The following is a 17,897-nucleotide window of genomic DNA, read 5'->3' as shown; positions in this document are numbered from 1 at the left end:
TATTCGGGTTTCGGGTGCGAGGATCGCATAAGCGTGACCGGAGACCACCTCTCGTTCGATGGAAAACTTCGGTGTCCGCGCCCAGCCCTTGGTGATGCGGCCGGCGGCGGGCGATCCAACGGTGTACGGCCCTCCCTTTCCTCTGACTTGCTTCTATCTGCGTGCCTCGTTCTGGTCCGCCGGTCCTGGAACCCCACGCGACTTCATGGCCCCGAACACGTACGACGAACGTTCTGACTTGCGGCGAAGCCCTGATACCTGACGTCGGCCCCGCCACCTGATGCGCCCGGGAACCCGGGGTGCTGCCGAACTTTCCTGTTGACTGCGTGAAACCTGAGCCGGGTCGGTGTCGGTCCGGCCTCTCCGCCTCCGTCGGGCGGCACTCGTCTGCGTCTTTACGGCTACTTCGTTCTCGACCAGAGGAACATTAACCACAGCCAGTCAGAATGTCTAGTATCGCGGACATAGATTTTCTGGGAGTCGGTGACCAGAGTCGGTGGGCTGCAAGGTCATGGCCGACAAGTTCCAGCGCCGCCCAGCAGCGGCAGGCGGAGGACTTGCCCGCAGTCGACGGTCCCGTCCGACCCGACCGCCGGTTCCGCAATGCGGTCAGACGAACGAACCGGCGGCCGCCGGGCCATGGCCCCGGGAAAGTCTTCAGGGTGTGGCGGCCGCTAGACGATGGTGAGGATGGCATCAAGGCCGGTGATGCGCAGCACCGAGGCGGCGAGATCGGATATCTCTCGTATCGAGAACGGCTGGCGCAGGTATGCGGCGTGTAGATGTACGACGGCCAGGGTGTCGGCGGCCGCGGCACCGAAGACGCTGGCGCCGCCCAGGTCGCAACACACCGCCGTCTCGGTCAAGGCTGTCAACAGTGTTGCTTGCAGCACGGGGCAGGTGTCGGCGTCGAGTGCTCCATCGGCCTCGACCATGAGGCCATATAGGGGGTCCCAGCGGCGTCGGATGGTCAACACCACCGCACCGTCCACGCTGACGACGATCGACCGCTCCGCGCAGGCAACGGCAACGCCGGCCGGCGTCGTAACCGGCCGACTCGGCGCAGGCCGAGTCGCCTCGGGGACAGGACGATCTGGCCCAGGCTGAATCGGCGGTGACACGGGACCCCCTGCGGCGACGTTGGAGAAGAACGCCGCCGGGGACTGGGGCGACCGACCGCGAGCACCGAACGCGTCGCCGGTCGAACAGCTAAAACATGCCAGCATTCACCGTAAGCACGACGTGGGTACCTGAGAAGTCCCTCGGCCCGAATTCCTATCGCTGGACGGTGTCCTCGTCGAGAAGCAGCCGTCGGTCGACGACGCCCGTTCCGGGCGGGTGTTTCCGCATGACGCAACGGGGAATTGAGGCGGTCCATGGGTGCCCTGCCGAGATCATCGCCCCCGCCGCAGGCCGTTGAGCTGAACCGATGGACTCTCACGGACGGTGCCACGCTCCGGCAGATGCGGATCGAGTTGCGCGAAGCCTTACAGGCGCACCGGCTTGCTGCTCACACTTCGTCCCCGGTCGCAGAGCGAGCGGCTCTGGTTGCCACGGAGCTGGCCGGCAACGCCTTGCGGCACGGCCGGTCACCGGCCGTCGTGCGGTTGCTGATGGTGGATGGCCGCTTCATCCTCGACGTCGCGGATCAGGATCGCGAGTCCGTCCCCGAACCGGCTGCCGGCGCGCACACCGACCACGGCGGCCGCGGGCTGCACATCGCGCGATCGCTGGCGGGAGAACTCAGCTGGTACACCACCGAGCACGCCAAGCATGTCTGGGTGTCGTTTCCGGCCGACGCGGCCTCCGACCAGGACGCCGCCGGCGACATCTGAACGCAGTACGGCCCGGCCGGTCCCCGGGCCGTCAGGATGCCGGATCAGCAGGTGCCGCCGGATGGTCGCGGTCGAGAAGTACCTCGGAAAGGCCAGTGATATCCAGGACGTCCTTGACCAGACCCCGCGCGTTGACAGCGGTGAAATGCCGCCCGGCCCGGGCCGCGGCTTCGTAGCCGGCGACGAGGCCGGCCACGCCGTGCGAATCGAGGAAGCTGGTGCGGCCCAGATCCACCACCACCGCGGTGACTCCGGGATGGCGGGCCGCGTCCACCAGAGCCTTGGACAGCACGTCGCCGACACTCATGTCGAACTCGCCGGCCAGCCTCACACGAAACAACCCACCAGGAATGGGCTCAGAGATGATCTCGAAGGGTGAAGTGTTCACAACCGGCATGTCTAACAGGCAGGTATGACATCAGAGCTGGGAGGCAAGGCACGATCCGGTCACGCTACAACCGATATCGGCGAAGTGCGCAGCCGTGAGCAGGCAAAACGAGCCGGGACCTGAGGATCTGCACCGGCGTATGCGGGGCCCGGTCGCCAGACACATCAGGCAGGCGCTTTTACCGAGCACTGCCGGGCGCCTACTCAGGGTGAGGTCACACGTCGCTGGTCAGACGCGGCGACCTCCTCGGTACTGCTGACCGTCCAGCGTTCCGTGCGGGTGTCGTACAGGATGATGCTGCCGTCGTTCAGGACGATCCGGTCGCGGTAGCTCTCCGGGTCGGCGGCGGTCGTGGCCTCTTGGTCGAACTCCGCCAGCGCCGGGATGATGTCGGCGAGCAGAATCGCCATCGTCATCGACGGCTCGTCGAAGGCGAGGTTCAGGGTGTCGGCGACCTCGTGGGCAGTGGCAGTCATCAGAATCCTTCGTCGTACGTGTTTACTCGTTTGCTGTGCCGGTGGGGCGGCGCGTGCCGTGCGGATCGTTCGGCCCTCTGTGCCCGTCATCGGCCCTACTTATGCTTCTTGTACGCATCGGCGTTCAGAACCCGCCACCCTTCAGAGGTACCCGGCGGCGTCCGTGACCCGAACTACGTCCGTTCGACCGGCGAAGGCGTTCGTCGCACCAGCCCGGCGAGCGCTCACGCCCGCATCCGGCAGCGGTCGCGCTCACCGTGGCCAACGCTTACGGTGGGCGAATGGATGCGGCTCGAAGTGTTGTATGTGCATCATGCGGCGGCCACGTCGCCGTCGTCGGCGAGTCGACCCATCCGTGCGGCATCGTCATCCAGCACGGCCGGTGCGCCGGCTGCGACACCACCATGCGTCGGCTGCTGGACGAACGCCGAGTGCCCATAGCCGACCCACTCGGCCAATGGACAGCCGCAGCCACCGGTGTCCGGCACCCGGCCCACCGGGTATCTCACTTCATGCAACGCGCGACACGGCCCCGCGACCGCCCCACCCGGCGCGCGGACACCACCCGGCCACCTCGTCATCTGCCCGGCTGAACGTCTCACAGTCCGCGACGGTCGTTTCTGACGCCTGGACCGGGACCACGCCTCGACTTCCCGTCACATTCGGCCGCCCTCTGATGAGCCTCGATCGGCCGGGGTCGATTCCATGGCCAGCTTGGTGCTCGACTGCCGAACCTTTGCTGCGGCTGGACTCGGCTGATGGTGTCGATCAGGGCGGTCAGCCCGAGCGACAGTCCGGGAGAGGGGTAGCTGCCGGCTCAGATCTATGGTCGGACGGTGCGGGCCGGCCAGACCATCGGACTTGGCGGTCGTGCCGGCGTCAAGCGCTTGGTCGGCTGTCAGAGCCGCCGGAACGCACAGTCGGAGAAGGAACCGCCGGCAGCCCGAGGACCTCTGCGAGATCGCACATCGTCAGGACCTGCCGCACATTGTCGTGAGCGATAGCGATCTGGAGCTGCATGCCGCGTTGCTCGGCGATGTGGCGGCAATCGAGCAACGCACGAACGCCGGCGGAGCCGAGGAAGGTGAGTTCGCCGAGATCGAGAATGACCAAGCTGGAACCGTCCGTGGGTAGCAGTTGCGCCATCTGTTGCACCAGTTCGTCGGCATTGCTCATGTCCACTTCACCGAGCACGGCAACAGCTAACCCGGACTCGGTCCGTGCCTGTAGCTGAACAGCCAACCTGGCATCGTCTTCCGCATTGGTGATCACGGACTGCTGACCTCCGGATCCGGTTCGCCGCGGCGTTCTCTGCCGAACCCGAGCGATCTTTGTCGGGTCGGTACCGCAAAGGGGTGCGGAGTCCGGGGCCGACGGCAATCCGCCGGTCCCGGACCCGCCGGGGAGGGCGATCAGGAACTCGTGAGCGTGGGTGTCGGCGCGGTCGGCCGCTCGGCGGCGTCAGAGCGTGAGCCAGGAGCGATCGTGATGCGCCGTGGCTTGGCCTTTTCGGCGACCGGAATGGTCAGCGTGAGCACGCCGTCCTGGGATGTCGCGGTGATGCGATCAAGGTCCAGGCCGTCGCCGAGGCTCACCCGCCGCTCGAAGGCGCCCGTCGGCCTCGCGGAAAGGATCGAAAGTCAGCACCACGAACTCCTCTCGTAGCGGTCCGCCGGCCTGTCCGGCGGACGCGTGGCGCTCGGCTGAAGATCAGTTTCGCCGAACCGCTGCGGAGGTCTCTCGCGGGTACATCACCGCGATCGACCAGCAGCGACAGTTGATTTTCTAGCACTCGGACATGCTCAGCGCCAAGACTTTCGGCGAAATTCTGCGGCGGACGTGTTGCTGTCGCGCGTAGCCGCGGAATACGCAGCCGTGCGAGCCTGGTTGCAGCCTCGCCCCTTTCCGGATGGGCCGGGCCGGGTTCCGTAGACGAATCCAGCCCGCCCCCGCCGGACCAAACCACGGTGAGCCCGGCCTCCCGGTGCACGCGCCAGTCGAACAGCGCGGTGACCGCGCTGTCGAAGACCTCCGGTCCGGTTCCCAGGTCTCCGATACGACACCCCCGCTCGCCAGAGGTAGGTCTTGCCGAGAGACGCGTGCCATTTATGGCCTTGTCGGCCCACCGGGTTTTGCCTCTGCGGCCAGGGGTGCGGCGGCCAGGGGCGACTCGAACGCGTCGGGCTGTGGTGAGGCGGGTCCCCGGGGTGAGGTACGGAGCGCGACGAGTGCAGCCGTCGCCGTGAGGACGCTCAGCGCGACGGCCCCGGAGATGACCGCGGTGCGCAGGCCGGTGTGGCTGGCGATCGTGCCGAGGCTGGGTGCCGTGACGGCCTGGGCCAGGTAGGCGAGCAGGTACATGGCCGAGAACGCCGACGCCCTCGTCGAGGCGGTGGTCAGCCTGGAGACCAGCGAGAGTCCGCCGAGGAACAGCAGGCTGTAGCCGGCGCCGAGCAGGGCGGCGGCGGCAAAGAACAGGACGAGGGACTGGCCGGTGGCGGCGGCGATCAGGACGCCCAGACCGGCTACCGCGGCGAGCGTGCCGGCGGTGACGGCAGGGCGGGCATCAAGGTTTCGCGCGAGGGCGGCGACGACCGCGATGACGACGGCGAACAGGGCGATGGTCGCGCCCAGGGTGACTGCGTTGGACGAGCCGATCAGGGCGTGCCCGATCTGGGCGCCGAGCGAGAACATCAGTGCGCCGATGGCATAGCTCGCGGCGACCACGGCGATCCCGGTCAGGACCGCACGGCGCCGGCCGGGCTCGATCGTGAACCGGGCCGGACGCCATGGCGGGATGTTCGTGCGCTGTCCCGACGATCCGGGAATCTGAGCGGTCATGATCAGCAGCAGCGCGAGCACCACGGCCAGGGCCGCGAAGTTGAGCCGGGTCGGCTGGGGTGCGTACTCGATGAGGGTGCCGCCGATCAGCGCGGCCGCGATGACGCCGATCGCCGTGGCGACCGTGTTCGCCGTGCCGGCCCGTCCCGGGCGAAGATCTCCGGTGCTCTCGACCTGGACTGCGGTGGCGGGCCCCATCGATAAGGCCACGCCCGCTCCGGTCAGCGCCCGAGCCACGAAGACCCATGCCACCGACGGCGCTACCGCGAACAGGATGGCGCCGGCGAGGGAGGCCGTGATTCCGAGCTGGATCGACGAGCGGTGCCCGATGCGGTCCGGCAGGTCGGCGGCGAACACCAGCACGACGATCAGCGCGACGGGGAAGACCGCGAACAGCGATGTGGTGACGGTGGTGTCCAGGTCCCACTCCTGGCCGTACAGGGGGTAGGTGAGCGAAGGAGCGGCGCTGGTCCACAGGCCTGCGCCGGCCACGCAGGTGGCAACCCAGAACGTGCCTCGACGACCGAGATGACGCATGACTCTCCCCGATGAAGTGCCCGAAAGAACTTGGCCAGGTTCATCAGATCGGCGTTCTGGCTCAGGAACCTCACCCGAATGCGGTGGGGCGCCTCGCCGGCGCGGGGCGTAAGGAGTCGCACGTTCACGCGATCGACGGTGTTTTGTCACCATGCTCTACTCATCGGTGAGCCGGAGGTCACATCGCACCGGTGTCTGTCGGCCCCGGTGAGGGATGGAGTGCGGTTTGTACTTCCATGTGACGGCGGACCTTGCCGACTCGGCGTCAGGTCGCACCTTCGAGGCCGGCGGCCCGAGGTGGCGGGAGCTGCGGGACGAGCGGGTGATCACGAACGCGTGGTGCCGCCCGGACGGTCGCAGGCTTTACCTGATCGTGGAGGCGGGCGACGGCGTGGAGGCGCAGGAGTCGATGACCAGGCTGCCCTGGGTCATGGACGGCACGGTCACGCTGTCGATGGTCGCGGTCGATCAGGTCTGAGGGGCGCGATCGCGGACGACGTTCGCCAGCTGAACCCGGGATCGAACACCGAGCTTGCCGAACACCGACCGCAGGTGGGTGTTGACCGTGTTCGGGGAGATGCCCAACTCGGTCGCGGCCGACCTGTTGGTGTGACCGGCACTGATCAGCTCAGCGACCGTCTGCTCGCTGTCGGTCAGTGACCACCAGCCGGTGACCGCCCGGTTCTGTGCCGGGATCTCCCGGCGCCGCCGCACCCCGAGCCGGGCCAGCGCCGACGTGGCCAGCTTCACGTCGAACTCGGCGCCGGCTCGGGCGTAGAGATCGGCTGCCTCCTCGAGCCGCTTGACGGCCTCGCCCTGTCGCTGCGCCGAAACAAGCAGGTCAGAATGGTCGACGAGGGCCCCGGCCAGTAAAAGTGGCCGAGGGCCGGTCCGCAGGACGTCGACCGCGCATTCCAGTTCGCCGATATCTCGGGTCAGCACTCCGGCGGACTGCTTGGCCACCCCGACCCAGCTGGCCACCTGCTCGTTGTTGCGCGCGGAGATCGCCGCGGTCTCGACGATCTGCTCGGCCAACGGCCGATTTCCGGCGCGCAACGCGACGGCGAGCAGCGGGCGGGACAACGACGGCGACCACTGCGAGGAGCAGTATCCGGCGCGGTAGGCGCTCACGGCCGGCAGGATCAGCCGCAGAGCGCCGTCGACGTCGTCGGCCCGCAGCGCCGCGGTCGCGTGCAGAACCCGGATGCCCATCGACCACTCGACCACCGGCGACTGCGGCAGGTCGGCGGCGATGAAATCGAACGGGTCGCCGCGGTGCAGCGCGACCTCCGCGAGTACTACGGCGGCGCCGACCCGCTGGGCCGGGACCATCGTCTCCCGCGCCTGTTCGGCCAGCACCCGGGCCAGGGCGTCGGCGCCGCCGAGGCGACCGAGGTCGAGCTCCTGGCGTGCCGCGGCCAGCAGGACCGACGGTTCGAGGTGCCGGAAGTCGCCGGCCGACGTTGCCCCGGCACCGACCGCCTCGAGCAGCGGCGCGGCTTCGGCCAGGCGGTCGATGTCCTGAAGCGCGCGGATGCGCTCGGCCGTCGAGGCCGGGGTCGGCGCCAGCGGCAGGTCGGCCACGGCCCGCCAGGCATCGCCGAAACGGGAGAGCCGGCGTGCCGCGGTGGCTCGGGTGGTCGCTGCCAGCCGCCGGGTCGCCGCCTCCGCACCGGGATCGGCCAGGACCCGGTCGGCCTGGGCGGCGATTGCCTTCAGGGCGGATCGAGGTCCTTCGCCGGCGGCCGACGCGGCACGCAGCGACTCCAGCCGGGCCCGCGGCGCGCCGGTGATCCGTACGTCGTCGAGCAGGATGTCGATGCGCTGTGCGGCGATGTCCCAGCGGCCGGATGCGACGAGAGCGTGGAGCGCGAGGAGCCGCCACTGCAGCCCGGCGACGGCCGCCCCGCTCGGGTGGCCGGCATCGGAGGCGAGGACGGCGTCGGCGATGGCGACCACATCGTTGTGCCGTTCGGTGGCGCCGAGGATTTCGGCGGCGGTCCGAGCGAGCTGTGGCGCATGCTCGTCGGAAGGATCGGCGACGAGTTGCCAGGCGAATCGCGCAAGAGCGGCCGCTCCTCCGGGTGATGCGGCCACGCGATCGCCTGCCGTACGGAGAACACGGCCGGCCAGGACAGTGTCGCTCCCCGGCTCGGCCAAGCGCAGATGTGTCGCAGCCGCCTGCTCGTCTCCCACTCGGCCGAGGAGCATCTCTCCGCAGCGCAGATGCCACGACCGCCGGTCGTCCGCATCGATCTGCGCGTAGACCGCGTCCCGCACCAAGGCGTGCGGGAATGACACTTCATCGCCGGCTCGGACCAGCATCCCGCCGGCGGCAGCCTCCTGGGCCGCTTCGGCGACCCAGCCGCGGGCTGGGCTTTCCAGCAGTGCAGTGGCGTCCGGCACCGGAAGCGGCGTCTTCCACACCGCCGCCAGTCGAACGAGTTCGGCGGCGCCGGTGGACAGAGTGGCCAGCCTGCGCCGGGTTGTGGCCATCACACCGACGTGGTCCTGCGATTGCGCCGCTGAGCCGAGGCCACGGACAAGCTGGTCAGCCCAGAACGGGCTTCCGCCGGCTGAGCCCAGGGCGGTCCGGACATTACCCGGGGGAGTCTCGCCGAGCCGGTCGCGGGCCAGATCGTCGATGTCCGTGCCGGCCAGTGGTCCCAGGCTGATCCGGGCCACGGCCGCCGACTCCGCCGCGGACGTTGTCTCGTCGATGACAGCGGTCGACAGAGTGCGGCTTGTCAGCATCCATACGATCGGCAGGCCGCTCAGCCGGGCCGGCAGCAGCTTCAGAGCCAATCGGGTGAGGTCATCGGCGAGTTCGACATCGTCGATGATCACCAGCAGAGGCGTGCCCGCGGCGATCCGGGCGAGCAGGTCGCCGATTCTGTCGATCAGCCAGAGCGGCCGCTCGTACAGTGCGGCCAGGTCATTGAAGCCCTCGCTGTCGAGCAGCGGCTGTCGCCCGGATCGCAAGGCCACCAGCAGCGATCCGCCCGGTATCGCCCGAGTCTCCGGCCCGGCCTGACCGAAACCGGTCCCGAAGCCCAGCGAGCGCGCCTCGTCGGCTACCGCCACGGCGAAGACGCTCTTGCCGATACCGGCCGCCCCGACCACGGCGAGCACGGCGCCGTGCCGGGTGCGCACGGCTCGTCGCAGCGCGCTCAGCGCGTGCGTCATCTCCGCCGATCGCCCTCTGAGAACCAGGCGTGCCATGATCCGCCGTCCTTCCCGCGACGCCCCCGCGGTGTCGTCACTCGAACACGCTAGGTCTCGGCGGATGCCGGGGAGGGCACTGCGACCAGGACATGCAGACATTGCGGAGCGCCGTGCAGCCCGGGTGGATTTTCGCGGCGGCCGCCCCGCACGCTAGTATTCTGAACCGATCGGTCCGGAAAATGGGGGGCGGGTTACATACGGTGACGCACCTCGTCGGCGATCGTCCCGGCCAGCTCGACGGCGCGGTCGCGATCCATTCGCGACGTGGTGATCAGGCCGACGTGCCAGGCCGTCAGCAGATCGGCGTGCCGCTGCGCCTCGGCGGCCGGCAGTGCGCCACGGGCCGCGTTCAGAAACGCCCCACGCACCCGGGCCCGGAAGTCACGGATCATCTCGGCCGCCGCCTCGTCGAGATGTGGCAGCTCGGTGGCGGTGTTGAGGATCAGGCATCCCCGCGTCGCGACCCGCGGCGCACTGCTGCGGAAGTATTCACCGAACGCGCGGAAGAACGCCTCGATGTCGGCCCCGCCGGCGCCGTCGCGCTCCATCGGCTCGAGCAGCGGCGACATCATGACATCGAGATAGCTGTGTACGGCCCGGTCGAACAAGGCCCGCTTGCTGCCGTACGTCTCGTACAGGCTCGACTTGCTCAACCCGGTGGCGGCCTGCAACTGGGCGAGGGAGGTCGCCGCGAAGCCGTACTCCCAGAAGGCGTCTCTGGCCGCGGCGACCACGGTGGCGTCGTCGAACGCCTTGCTGCGCGCCATGCATCGCCTCCCGCGCCCAGGCTACCGGCGCTCTCTGCTGCGCCACTCGCGTGGGGAAACCTCGTACGCCGAACGGAACGAGCGGCCGAACGACGACACGCTCCGGAAGCCCCACCGGTGGGCGATCTCACCGATGGGCAGCGCGGTACGGGCGAGCATGGTCCGGCTCTGTTGCAGGCGGTGGGTGCGGATCCAGTCGCCGAGCAGGATCCCGTCACGGGCCAGGACGTTGTACAGGTGCCGCACCGAGATGTGGTGCGCCGCCGCGACCCGCGCCGCGTCCAGATCCGGATCGTCGAGATGCTGACGGGCGTACTCGAGAATTCGCAGGGACAGCGCGGCGTACGGCGATGCCTCGCCGAGATGGGTGGTCAGCAGCGACCGGATAAGGTCGATCGTCGGAGGTCCCGTGCCGCCCGCGCCGGGATGGCCGGTGAGTTCCGGGCGGCTGCCCAGCCGCCGCAGGTAGGTCGACGCCAGGTCGCTCAGCGGCGCGCCGGGACACAGGATGGTCGCCGAGACTCCCCTGATCATGTCCTGCGGCAGGGCGAGCGCGGACACCGAAACGGAGAAGAAGTGCTGGCGGATGCCCCGATCGTCGGCGAGCGTGTACGGCGTCGTCGACTCGGAGAAGGCCAGGTCGCCGGGTCGCAGCACCGCCTCGCGGTCGCCTTGGACGATCAGGCTGGAGCCTTCCAGCTGCACACCGAGGAAGATCCTCGGTTCCAGGTCGTCACGGGCCAGTTCGGGCGTGCGTTGCACGGTGACGGCATTGGACCGCACGGAACAGACGGTCAGGGCGCCGAGACCGGTGATCGCCGCGCGGACGTCCGCGGGCCGGCCGACCGGGAAGCCGATGTCCACCGGCACCACGGTCTCGCCGATGGTCTGCCGCACCGCGTCGCGCCGATCGATGACCGGGATACCGTTGGTGTCGAGAATGAGCGTCATCGCGAAATGAAGTCTGGTGCGGCGACGACCACGATGCATGAGTCGATCGACCATGCCCGCGCGTACCGGATTAGGTCATGACCGCCTCCGGCCTGGTCGGCCGCGACCGCGAGATCGCCGAGATATGTGCCTTTCTCACCTACGCCGCCCAGCACGGCGGCGCCTACCTCATCTCCGGCGCGGCCGGCGTCGGCAAAACCGTGCTGCTGGACGCTGCTGCGGAGAGTGCCGGGCAGGCGGGTGTTCTGGTGCTCCGCGCGGCCGGGGTGCAGTTCGAGGCCGACGTCAGCTACTCGAGCCTGCACCAGCTGCTCACACCCCTGCTGGAGCACCTCGACGACCTGCAGCCCAGCTACCGTCAGGCGCTGGCGGTCGCCCTGGGCATCGGCGACGGCCCCCCGCCGCCGCGGCTGTCGCTGCTCAACGCCGTTATTACCCTGCTGGCCCGGGCCGCGTCCGGCCGTGCGGTGCTGCTGGTCGTCGACGACCTGCCCTGGCTCGACCGGGCCAGCGCCGTGGTGCTGAGTTCACTGGCTCGTCGTCTCGGCGGCAGCGGCATCGGTCTGCTCGGCGCCTCCCGGTCGGCGACTGATGGGTTCTTCGAACCGGCCGGTCTGCGGGAGGTCGAGCTTCATCCGCTCAGCGACGCCGCGGCCGCGGAATTGCTCGCCCTGCGCTTTCCCACGCTGGTTCCCGGCGTACGCCGAAGGCTGTTGCACGAATCGCAGGGCAACCCCCTCGCCCTGATGCAGCTCCCGGCGACCCTTACCGACAAGCAGCGCCGGTCGGTCAGCGCGCTGCCGGCCGTGCTGCCGCTCACCGGCCAGTTGCAGACGTTGTTCACCGAGCGGGTCGCCCGGCTGCCCAAGGTCACCCAGGCCCTGCTGCTGAGGGCGGTGCTCGACGGAACCGGCGACCTGCGACTGCTCAGGGACACCGACGACGATCTGGCCCCGGCCGAGGCCGCGCAACTGATCAGGCGGGAGACCGCGGTGTCCCAGTTGACGTTCCGCCACCCGCTCATCCGCTCGTCGGTCGTCGAGAGCGCCACCGAGGACCAGCGCCGTGCGGCGCACCGCGATCTCGCCGCCCGGCTGGTCGATCAGCCTGACCGCCGGGTCTGGCACCTGGCCGAGGCCGCCACCGGCGCTGACGAGCAGGTGGCGGCCCTATTGGAGCAGGCCGCACACCGGACATTGCACCGCGGCGACGCCACCGGCGCGGTGACCGCCCTGACCCGGGCCGCGGCGCTGAGCCCCGCCGAGCAGGACCAGAGCCGCCGGCTGGCCGAGGCCGCCTATGTCGGCGCCAACACGACAGGCGAGATGGTCAACGCCTCGGAGCTGCTCGAACAGGCTCAGCGACTGGACCCGGCCACGAGCGGATCACCGCACGCGGCGATGGCGGCGACCTTCATCCTGATCAACGGCAACGGCGACCTCAACACCGCATACCGGCTGCTGGTCGGGGCGATCGAGTCGGGTACGCACGGATACGACGCGAACGACGACAGCCTGATCGACGCGCTGAGCTCGCTGCTGCTGATCTGCTACTGGCTCGGGCGCAGCGAGCTCTGGCCGCCCTTCTACGCCGCCCTCGACCGGCTCACCCCGGCCGTGCCGGAGCTGCTGTTTCTGCAGAGCCGCATCTTCCCGGACCCGGCCCGCACGAGCGCCGCGATGCGGGCCCGCTTCGTGGAACTGATCCGGGATGTCGACGCCGTCCAGGAACCGAGCCGGATCACCCGGATCAACACCACGGCCGCGTACCTGGACCTGCTCGGCGCGACCCGGGACAGCGCCTGGCGGCTGGTTCACGACGGACGCTCCGGTGGCGCGGTGCGCAGCAGCGTCGGCGGCCTGATGTACCTGTGCATCGACGACTTCTTCAGCGGGCGCTGGGACGAGTGCCAGGAGCTGGCCGAGGAGGGCCTGGCCCGGTGCCGGGCCAACGGGTACGGCTTCAACGCCTGGTACGCCCTCTACATCCAGTCGCTGCTCGCCGCCGTCCGCGGCGACCAGCGGCTGTCCCGGGAGCGGTCCGACGAGCACATCCGGGTGACCGAGGCGCGGTCCGGGGTCGGGGCGGCGCAATGGGCGCAGCATCCGCGGGTGCTCGCCGCGATTGCCCGAGAGGACTACGAGGAGGCGTACCTGCAGTCGGTCGCTCTTGGTCCGGCCGGCACCTTCGCCCCGTACGTCCCGCATGCCTTGTGGGTTTCCTTTGATCTGGTCGAGGCGGCGGTGCGCACCGGCCGGCATCGCGAAGCGGTCGCCCACGTCGATGCCATGCGCCGGATCGAGTTGTTCGCGGTCTCGCCGCGGTTGTCGCTGCTGATGGCGGGTGCGGCCGCGGTCGCCGATCTCGGCTCCTTCGAGACCGCGCTAGCTACGCCGGGTGCCGCGCAGTGGCCGCTCGACCTGGCCCGGTTGAAGCTCCTGTATGGCGAGCGGCTGCGCCGGGCCCGCCGCAACGGCCCGGCGAGGGGGCAGCTCAACGAGGCGCTGGAGATCTTCGAGCGCCTCGGCGCGCAACCGTGGGCGTTGCGTGCGCGCCGTGAGCTGCGGGCCGCGGGGGACGGCCAGCGGCGTTTGAACGAGACCTTGACCGCGCAGGAGTTCGAGATCGCCCGGCTGGCCGCGCAGGGCTTGACCAACCGGCAGATCGGCGAACGGCTGTTCCTGTCGCATCGCACGGTCGGCGCCCACCTGTATCGGCTCTACCCGAAGCTGGGCATCACCACCCGGGCCGCCCTGCACACGGCGTTGGCCGAGCTGGAGCCCGACGCAAACGGGTGATCCCCGTCGTCGAAGGCGGCGCGGGGACGATCACGTGTTCAGGGGATCCGGCGCCCCACGGCGGCTGGTGTTGTGGCATCCATGCCATTCATCAGCACACGCGACAACGCCGAGATCTTCTACAAGGACTGGGGCGACGGCCGCCCCGTCGTCTTCTGCCACGGCTGGCCGCTGAACGCCGACATCTGGGACAACCAGCTCCAGCTGGTGGCGTCGCACGGTTACCGCGGCATCGCTCACGACCGGCGCGGTCACGGCCGGTCCAGCCAGACCTGGCAGGGCAACACCATGGACACGTACGCCGATGACCTCGCCGATCTGATCGATACCCTCGACCTGAGCGACGTCGTCCTGGTCGGCCACTCGACCGGCGGCGGTGAGGTGACCCACTACCTAGGCCGTTACGGCACCGGCCGGGTCGCCAAGGTCGTTCTGCGCGGCGCGGTCGTTCCGCATCTGCTCGGCACGGCCGACGACCCGGGCGGCGCGCCGATCGAGGTCTTCGACCAGTTGCGGGCCGGGCTGGCCGACCGGTCGCAGTTCTACCGGCAACTCGCCGAGCCGTTCTACGGCAACAACCGGCCCGGCGCCGACGTCTCGCAGGGCGTACGCGACGCGTTCTGGCTGATCAGCATGACTGTCGGGCTCAAGGCCGCCTACGACTGCATCGCCGCGTTCTCCGAAACGAACATGACCGCGGACCTGCGCAGCATCGACGTCCCGGTGCTTCTCTCGCACGGCGACGACGACCAGATCGTACCGATCCAGGCCTCCTCGGAACGCTCGATCAAGCTGCTGCCGAACGCCACCCTCAACGTGCACCCGGGGGCGCCGCACGGCCTGGTCGGCCGGTTCGAACAGGACTTCAACGCCGAACTTCTCGACTTCATCAAGAGCTGACCCACCTGTGGGCCGGCGCCTCACGGGGGCGCCGGCCCCAGCTTCGGAAGGACACCATGAGAGCGACGAGATGGATCGCGCAGTCGTACGGCGGCATCGACTCCCTGCAGGCCGTGCCGGTCGAGGTGCCCGAGCCGCGAACCAGCGAGGTCACCATCGCCGTTCGGGCCTGCGGCATGAACCCGATCGACTACAAGAACCTGCCCAGCCCGATCGGCTTCGAGGTGGCCGGGGTGATCGCCGCCGCCGGCCCCGCCGCAAGGGTCCGGGTCGGTGACGAGGTCCTCGCGTTCCGGGTCGAGGGCGGCTACGCGACCGCGCTCACCGTGCCCGGCCGCGACGTCTTCCGCAAGCCCGCGGAGCTCACGTTTGCACAGGCCGCGAACCTGCTGCTGGCCGGCACGGCCGCTGCGGAGATGCTGCACCTGACGCATATCGGTGCCGGCGACACGGTCCTGGTGCACGGCGCCGCCGGAGCCGTGGGCGTGAGTGTCCTGCAGCAACTGAGGGAGGCCGGCGCGTCGGCGATCGGCACATCGTCCCCGGCCGGCTTCGGCATCGTCCGGCAATTCGGCGGCATACCCACCACGTACGGCCCGGGGCTCGCCGACCGGGTCCGCCGGCTCGCCGGAGCGGATGTGTCGGCGGCGCTGGACTGCGTGGGCACCGGCGAGGCCGTCGACGTGTCGCTCGAGTTGGTCGAGGACCGCGACCGCATTGTCACGACGGCCGCGCACGACCGGGCGTACGCGGAAGGGTTTCATGCCGTGGGTGGCAACCGGGCCAGTGTGGAGTTCCGCGATCGCGTCCGGCCGCACCTGATCGACCTCGCACACGCCGGCCGGCTCACCGTGCCGATCGCCCGCACCTTTCCCTTCGATGAGGCCGTGCAGGCGTTGAGGCTGCTGCAGTCCGGGCATGCCGGCGGCAAACTGGCACTGATTCCGTGATCGTTCTCAACGACGGCGCGACGATCCCGCCGATCGGCCTGGGTACGTACGCGTTGAGCGCGGCGCAGGTGCTCTCCGGCTTGAAGGCCGGTTACCGGCTGCTGGACAGCGCCCTGAAGTACGGCAACGAGTCCGAGGTCGGCGCCGCCGTCCGCCGCTCGGGCCTCGACCGAGCCGAGATCCAAGTGACGACAAAGCTGCCCGGCCGCTACCACGGCTACGACAAGACCATCGAGGGATTCGAGGTGTCGTTGCGCAACCTCGGCCTCGACTACGTCGACCTGTACCTGATCCACTGGCCGTTGCCCCGCCTCGACCTGTACGTCGACTCGTGGCGCGCGATGATCGACCTACGTGACCAGGGCCGTGTCCGCTCCATCGGCGTCAGCAACTTCACGCCGCCACAGCTCACCCGGCTGACCGCGGAAACGGGCGTCACCCCGGCGGTCAACCAGATCGAACTGCACCCGTACTTCCCGCAGGCCGGCCAGCGCGCCGACGACGAGGCCCGGGGGATAGTCACCCAGAGCTGGAGCCCGCTGGCCGAGGGCCGCGACCTGGGCCGCAACGAGGTCGTCGCGGCTGCCGCCCGCGCCCACGGGGTGAGCGCCGCCCAGGTGGTGTTGCGCTGGAACACTCAGCTCGGCGCGGTGCCGATCCCGCGCTCCGGCGACCCCGGCCGGCAGCGACAGAACCTCGACATCTTCGGCTTTACCCTGACCGGCGACGAGATGAAGGCGCTGTCGACGCTGGGCCGCAGCCGGCGTCTGTGGGGCGCCGACCCCGACGTCTACGAGTCGTACTGACAGTCACGGTCTAGTGATCGACTCCACGGTGTTGTAGCCGAAGTAGTAGGCCGCGTGGCCGCCACCGGTCGCCAGCAGCCGGCCGATCCGATGCCGGTCCTCGGGCGGGCAGGGCACCAGCAACAGGAAATCGCCGGCGCGGAGGGCTTCGGCGAAGGAGCCGAGGATCTGCTCGTAGTAGGTCCAGTTCTGCAGCAGCCGGTGCAGGCGGGCGCTGAGGCCATGCCCGCTGCCGCGCTGGTCGAGGATCTTCAGCCCGACCGGGCCGTGCAGCAGTTCGACGGTCTCGCCCGAGTCGATCGCGCCGAGCACGGCGTCAACCGTTTCGCGGTCGGGGAGGGCGGCGACGAGGGCGTAGACCGGGTGGACAGTGAAAGCGTCGACGTTGTCATGGATTGGCATGGCGTCTCCTTCGCGGCAATGGCCGGCCACCGTCTGCGGTGGCCGGCCATACGTCTTGCGGGGGTCAGCGGGTCGCGTACACCGCGGTGCCGATGACGGCGGTTACCGCGTCCGGGTTGCTGACCATGGACAGGTGCGGCGCGTCCTTGACCTTCACGACCTTGGCGCCGGCCCGGGAGGCCATCAGTGCCTGCTCGGCCGGCGGGATCAGCTTGTCGCCGGTGCCGATGACGGCCCAGGAGGAAATGGTCTTCCAAGCGGGCACACTCGGTGACGCCTCGGTCAGCGAGCTGTACGAGAGGGGCCGCTGCCCGGCCGCGAGACGGGCAGCCGTGCGGGCCGGCACCCCACCCGCGAAGATCGCCGGGAAGGCGGCCTGCTTGATGTAGAGGTCGGCGCCGGTCTTGTCGGCGAACGTGATCGGGTCGATCACCGACTGGTCGGCCAGCGCGGATCCGGGGCTCTCCGAGGTCAGCGCGTTCACCGTGTCGCCCTGCCGGGGAATGAAGGCGTCGACGTAGACCAGCGCCTTCACGTTGGCGTTGCCGCTGGCGGCATTGGTGATCACCATGCCGCCGTAGGAGTGGCCGGCGAGCACGATCGGGCCGGTGATGTGCTCGAGGAAGGTGGCGAGCACGGTCGAGTCGGACTGGACGCCGCGCAACGGGTTCGCGAAGACGTCGACGGTGTATCCGGCGGCCTCCAGCCGGTCAGTGACGCCGGACCAGCTGGAGCCATCGGCCCAGGCGCCGTGCACGAGCACGATGGTCGGCTTGGGGCCGCTCGTGTGCTTGGCGGTCGCCGGTGCCGTCGAGGCGTAGGCGCCGGTCGACACGGCGACTGCTGCGGACAGGGCCGCCGCGGTGAAGACCACGGCCGCGCCGCGGATCAGGGTGGTGCGTTTCATGCTTTGCTCCGATGACTTGATGATCGGTTTGGCCGATTCATCAGACCGCCGGACGAGGCCGCGCACATCACGCGAACAAGGTGGAGACGGCCGCTCGCGGTGTCGCCGGAAGGT

General features: G+C 69.5%; 18 protein-coding genes. 6 read left to right on the top strand and 12 right to left on the bottom strand.

All coding sequences use genetic code 11. From position 1 onward, the window contains the following. Positions 1 to 674: 674 nt before the first annotated feature. Positions 675 to 992: an STAS domain-containing protein gene (locus tag Ate02nite_RS30050; protein ID WP_203811209.1), complete on the bottom strand. Its 318-nt coding sequence runs from the start codon at positions 990 to 992 to the stop codon at positions 675 to 677. A gap of 384 nt (positions 993 to 1,376) precedes the next feature. Between Ate02nite_RS30050 and Ate02nite_RS30045 the strand changes: the two genes are divergently transcribed. Further along, the gene (locus tag Ate02nite_RS30045) at positions 1,377 to 1,835 is read left to right on the top strand and encodes an ATP-binding protein (RefSeq protein WP_203811208.1); all 459 of its coding nucleotides are present in this window, start codon (positions 1,377 to 1,379) and stop codon (positions 1,833 to 1,835) included. A gap of 31 nt (positions 1,836 to 1,866) precedes the next feature. On the opposite strand, the gene Ate02nite_RS30040 is transcribed toward Ate02nite_RS30045, so the two are convergent. From Ate02nite_RS30040 to Ate02nite_RS30015, 6 genes are all read right to left on the bottom strand, one after another. Continuing rightward, the gene (locus Ate02nite_RS30040; protein ID WP_203811207.1) at positions 1,867 to 2,232 is read right to left on the bottom strand and encodes an STAS domain-containing protein; all 366 of its coding nucleotides are present in this window, start codon (positions 2,230 to 2,232) and stop codon (positions 1,867 to 1,869) included. Positions 2,233 to 2,426: 194 nt separating this feature from the next. Beyond that, complete coding sequence (locus Ate02nite_RS30035; RefSeq protein WP_203811206.1) at positions 2,427 to 2,699, bottom strand: hypothetical protein; 273 nt, start codon at positions 2,697 to 2,699, stop codon at positions 2,427 to 2,429. 311 nt (positions 2,700 to 3,010) lie between these two features. Further along, complete coding sequence (locus tag Ate02nite_RS30030; RefSeq protein ID WP_203811205.1) at positions 3,011 to 3,208, bottom strand: hypothetical protein; 198 nt, start codon at positions 3,206 to 3,208, stop codon at positions 3,011 to 3,013. Positions 3,209 to 3,578: 370 nt separating this feature from the next. Beyond that, positions 3,579 to 3,971: an STAS domain-containing protein gene (locus tag Ate02nite_RS30025; protein WP_203811204.1), complete on the bottom strand. Its 393-nt coding sequence runs from the start codon at positions 3,969 to 3,971 to the stop codon at positions 3,579 to 3,581. Positions 3,972 to 4,111: 140 nt separating this feature from the next. Then, the gene (locus tag Ate02nite_RS30020; RefSeq protein ID WP_275422971.1) at positions 4,112 to 4,333 is read right to left on the bottom strand and encodes an Hsp20/alpha crystallin family protein; all 222 of its coding nucleotides are present in this window, start codon (positions 4,331 to 4,333) and stop codon (positions 4,112 to 4,114) included. 472 nt (positions 4,334 to 4,805) lie between these two features. After that, positions 4,806 to 6,077, bottom strand: a complete 1,272-nt coding sequence (locus tag Ate02nite_RS30015; protein ID WP_203811203.1) for an MFS transporter — start codon at positions 6,075 to 6,077, stop codon at positions 4,806 to 4,808. 238 nt (positions 6,078 to 6,315) lie between these two features. Here Ate02nite_RS30015 and Ate02nite_RS30010 point away from each other — a divergent pair, with 238 nt between their 5' ends. After that, on the top strand, positions 6,316 to 6,555 hold the full coding sequence (locus Ate02nite_RS30010; RefSeq protein WP_203811202.1) for a hypothetical protein: 240 nt from the start codon (positions 6,316 to 6,318) through the stop codon (positions 6,553 to 6,555). Here Ate02nite_RS30010 and Ate02nite_RS30005 read toward each other — a convergent pair. From Ate02nite_RS30005 to Ate02nite_RS29995, 3 genes are all read right to left on the bottom strand, one after another. Continuing rightward, positions 6,546 to 9,299, bottom strand: coding sequence for a helix-turn-helix transcriptional regulator (locus Ate02nite_RS30005; protein WP_203811201.1), 2,754 nt, complete (start codon positions 9,297 to 9,299; stop codon positions 6,546 to 6,548). The genes Ate02nite_RS30010 and Ate02nite_RS30005 overlap by 10 nt on opposite strands. A 194-nt stretch (positions 9,300 to 9,493) precedes the next feature. Further along, positions 9,494 to 10,069 (bottom strand): TetR/AcrR family transcriptional regulator, encoded by a 576-nt coding sequence (locus Ate02nite_RS30000; RefSeq protein WP_203811200.1) that lies wholly within the window; start codon positions 10,067 to 10,069, stop codon positions 9,494 to 9,496. A 21-nt stretch (positions 10,070 to 10,090) separates the two neighbouring features. Then, a complete protein-coding gene (locus Ate02nite_RS29995; RefSeq protein WP_203811199.1) occupies positions 10,091 to 11,020 on the bottom strand; it encodes a helix-turn-helix domain-containing protein in 930 nt (309 codons plus the stop codon). Positions 11,021 to 11,097: 77 nt separating this feature from the next. Here Ate02nite_RS29995 and Ate02nite_RS29990 point away from each other — a divergent pair, with 77 nt between their 5' ends. The 4 genes from Ate02nite_RS29990 to Ate02nite_RS29975 all read left to right on the top strand — a co-directional run bounded on the left by Ate02nite_RS29990 (position 11,098) and on the right by Ate02nite_RS29975 (position 16,474). Next, entirely contained in the window at positions 11,098 to 13,818 is a 2,721-nt protein-coding gene (locus Ate02nite_RS29990) for an ATP-binding protein (protein WP_203811198.1), read from the top strand. Between the two features lie 81 nt (positions 13,819 to 13,899). Continuing rightward, complete coding sequence (locus Ate02nite_RS29985) at positions 13,900 to 14,718, top strand: alpha/beta fold hydrolase (protein WP_203811197.1); 819 nt, start codon at positions 13,900 to 13,902, stop codon at positions 14,716 to 14,718. Between the two features lie 56 nt (positions 14,719 to 14,774). Next, positions 14,775 to 15,668 carry an NADP-dependent oxidoreductase gene (locus tag Ate02nite_RS29980; protein WP_203811196.1) on the top strand — a complete coding sequence of 298 codons (894 nt, stop codon included), beginning with the start codon at positions 14,775 to 14,777 and terminating at the stop codon, positions 15,666 to 15,668. Then, complete coding sequence (locus Ate02nite_RS29975; protein WP_203811195.1) at positions 15,665 to 16,474, top strand: aldo/keto reductase; 810 nt, start codon at positions 15,665 to 15,667, stop codon at positions 16,472 to 16,474. Before Ate02nite_RS29980 ends, Ate02nite_RS29975 begins: the two co-directional genes overlap by 4 nt. A gap of 3 nt (positions 16,475 to 16,477) precedes the next feature. On the opposite strand, the gene Ate02nite_RS29970 is transcribed toward Ate02nite_RS29975, so the two are convergent. Beyond that, a complete protein-coding gene (locus Ate02nite_RS29970) occupies positions 16,478 to 16,876 on the bottom strand; it encodes a hypothetical protein (RefSeq protein ID WP_203811194.1) in 399 nt (132 codons plus the stop codon). Between the two features lie 64 nt (positions 16,877 to 16,940). Continuing rightward, entirely contained in the window at positions 16,941 to 17,783 is an 843-nt protein-coding gene (locus Ate02nite_RS29965; RefSeq protein ID WP_203811193.1) for an alpha/beta fold hydrolase, read from the bottom strand. Positions 17,784 to 17,897 lie beyond the last annotated feature (114 nt).

The sequence above is a fragment of the Paractinoplanes tereljensis genome (assembly GCF_016862435.1).
Lineage (GTDB): Bacteria > Actinomycetota > Actinomycetes > Mycobacteriales > Micromonosporaceae > Actinoplanes > Actinoplanes tereljensis.
This window is presented reverse-complemented; position numbering and strand designations above follow the sequence as displayed.

Coding starts and splice junctions, on each gene's coding strand:
- Ate02nite_RS30005 (WP_203811201.1), bottom strand. CDS start 9,299: ATGGCACGCCTGGTTCTCAGAGGGCGATCGGCGGAGATGACGCACGCG.
- Ate02nite_RS29985 (WP_203811197.1), top strand. CDS start 13,900: ATGCCATTCATCAGCACACGCGACAACGCCGAGATCTTCTACAAGGAC.
- Ate02nite_RS29970 (WP_203811194.1), bottom strand. CDS start 16,876: ATGCCAATCCATGACAACGTCGACGCTTTCACTGTCCACCCGGTCTAC.
- Ate02nite_RS30015 (WP_203811203.1), bottom strand. CDS start 6,077: ATGCGTCATCTCGGTCGTCGAGGCACGTTCTGGGTTGCCACCTGCGTG.
- Ate02nite_RS29965 (WP_203811193.1), bottom strand. CDS start 17,783: ATGAAACGCACCACCCTGATCCGCGGCGCGGCCGTGGTCTTCACCGCG.
- Ate02nite_RS29995 (WP_203811199.1), bottom strand. CDS start 11,020: ATGACGCTCATTCTCGACACCAACGGTATCCCGGTCATCGATCGGCGC.
- Ate02nite_RS30045 (WP_203811208.1), top strand. CDS start 1,377: ATGGGTGCCCTGCCGAGATCATCGCCCCCGCCGCAGGCCGTTGAGCTG.
- Ate02nite_RS30035 (WP_203811206.1), bottom strand. CDS start 2,699: ATGACTGCCACTGCCCACGAGGTCGCCGACACCCTGAACCTCGCCTTC.
- Ate02nite_RS30000 (WP_203811200.1), bottom strand. CDS start 10,069: ATGGCGCGCAGCAAGGCGTTCGACGACGCCACCGTGGTCGCCGCGGCC.
- Ate02nite_RS29990 (WP_203811198.1), top strand. CDS start 11,098: ATGACCGCCTCCGGCCTGGTCGGCCGCGACCGCGAGATCGCCGAGATA.
- Ate02nite_RS30040 (WP_203811207.1), bottom strand. CDS start 2,232: ATGCCGGTTGTGAACACTTCACCCTTCGAGATCATCTCTGAGCCCATT.
- Ate02nite_RS29980 (WP_203811196.1), top strand. CDS start 14,775: ATGAGAGCGACGAGATGGATCGCGCAGTCGTACGGCGGCATCGACTCC.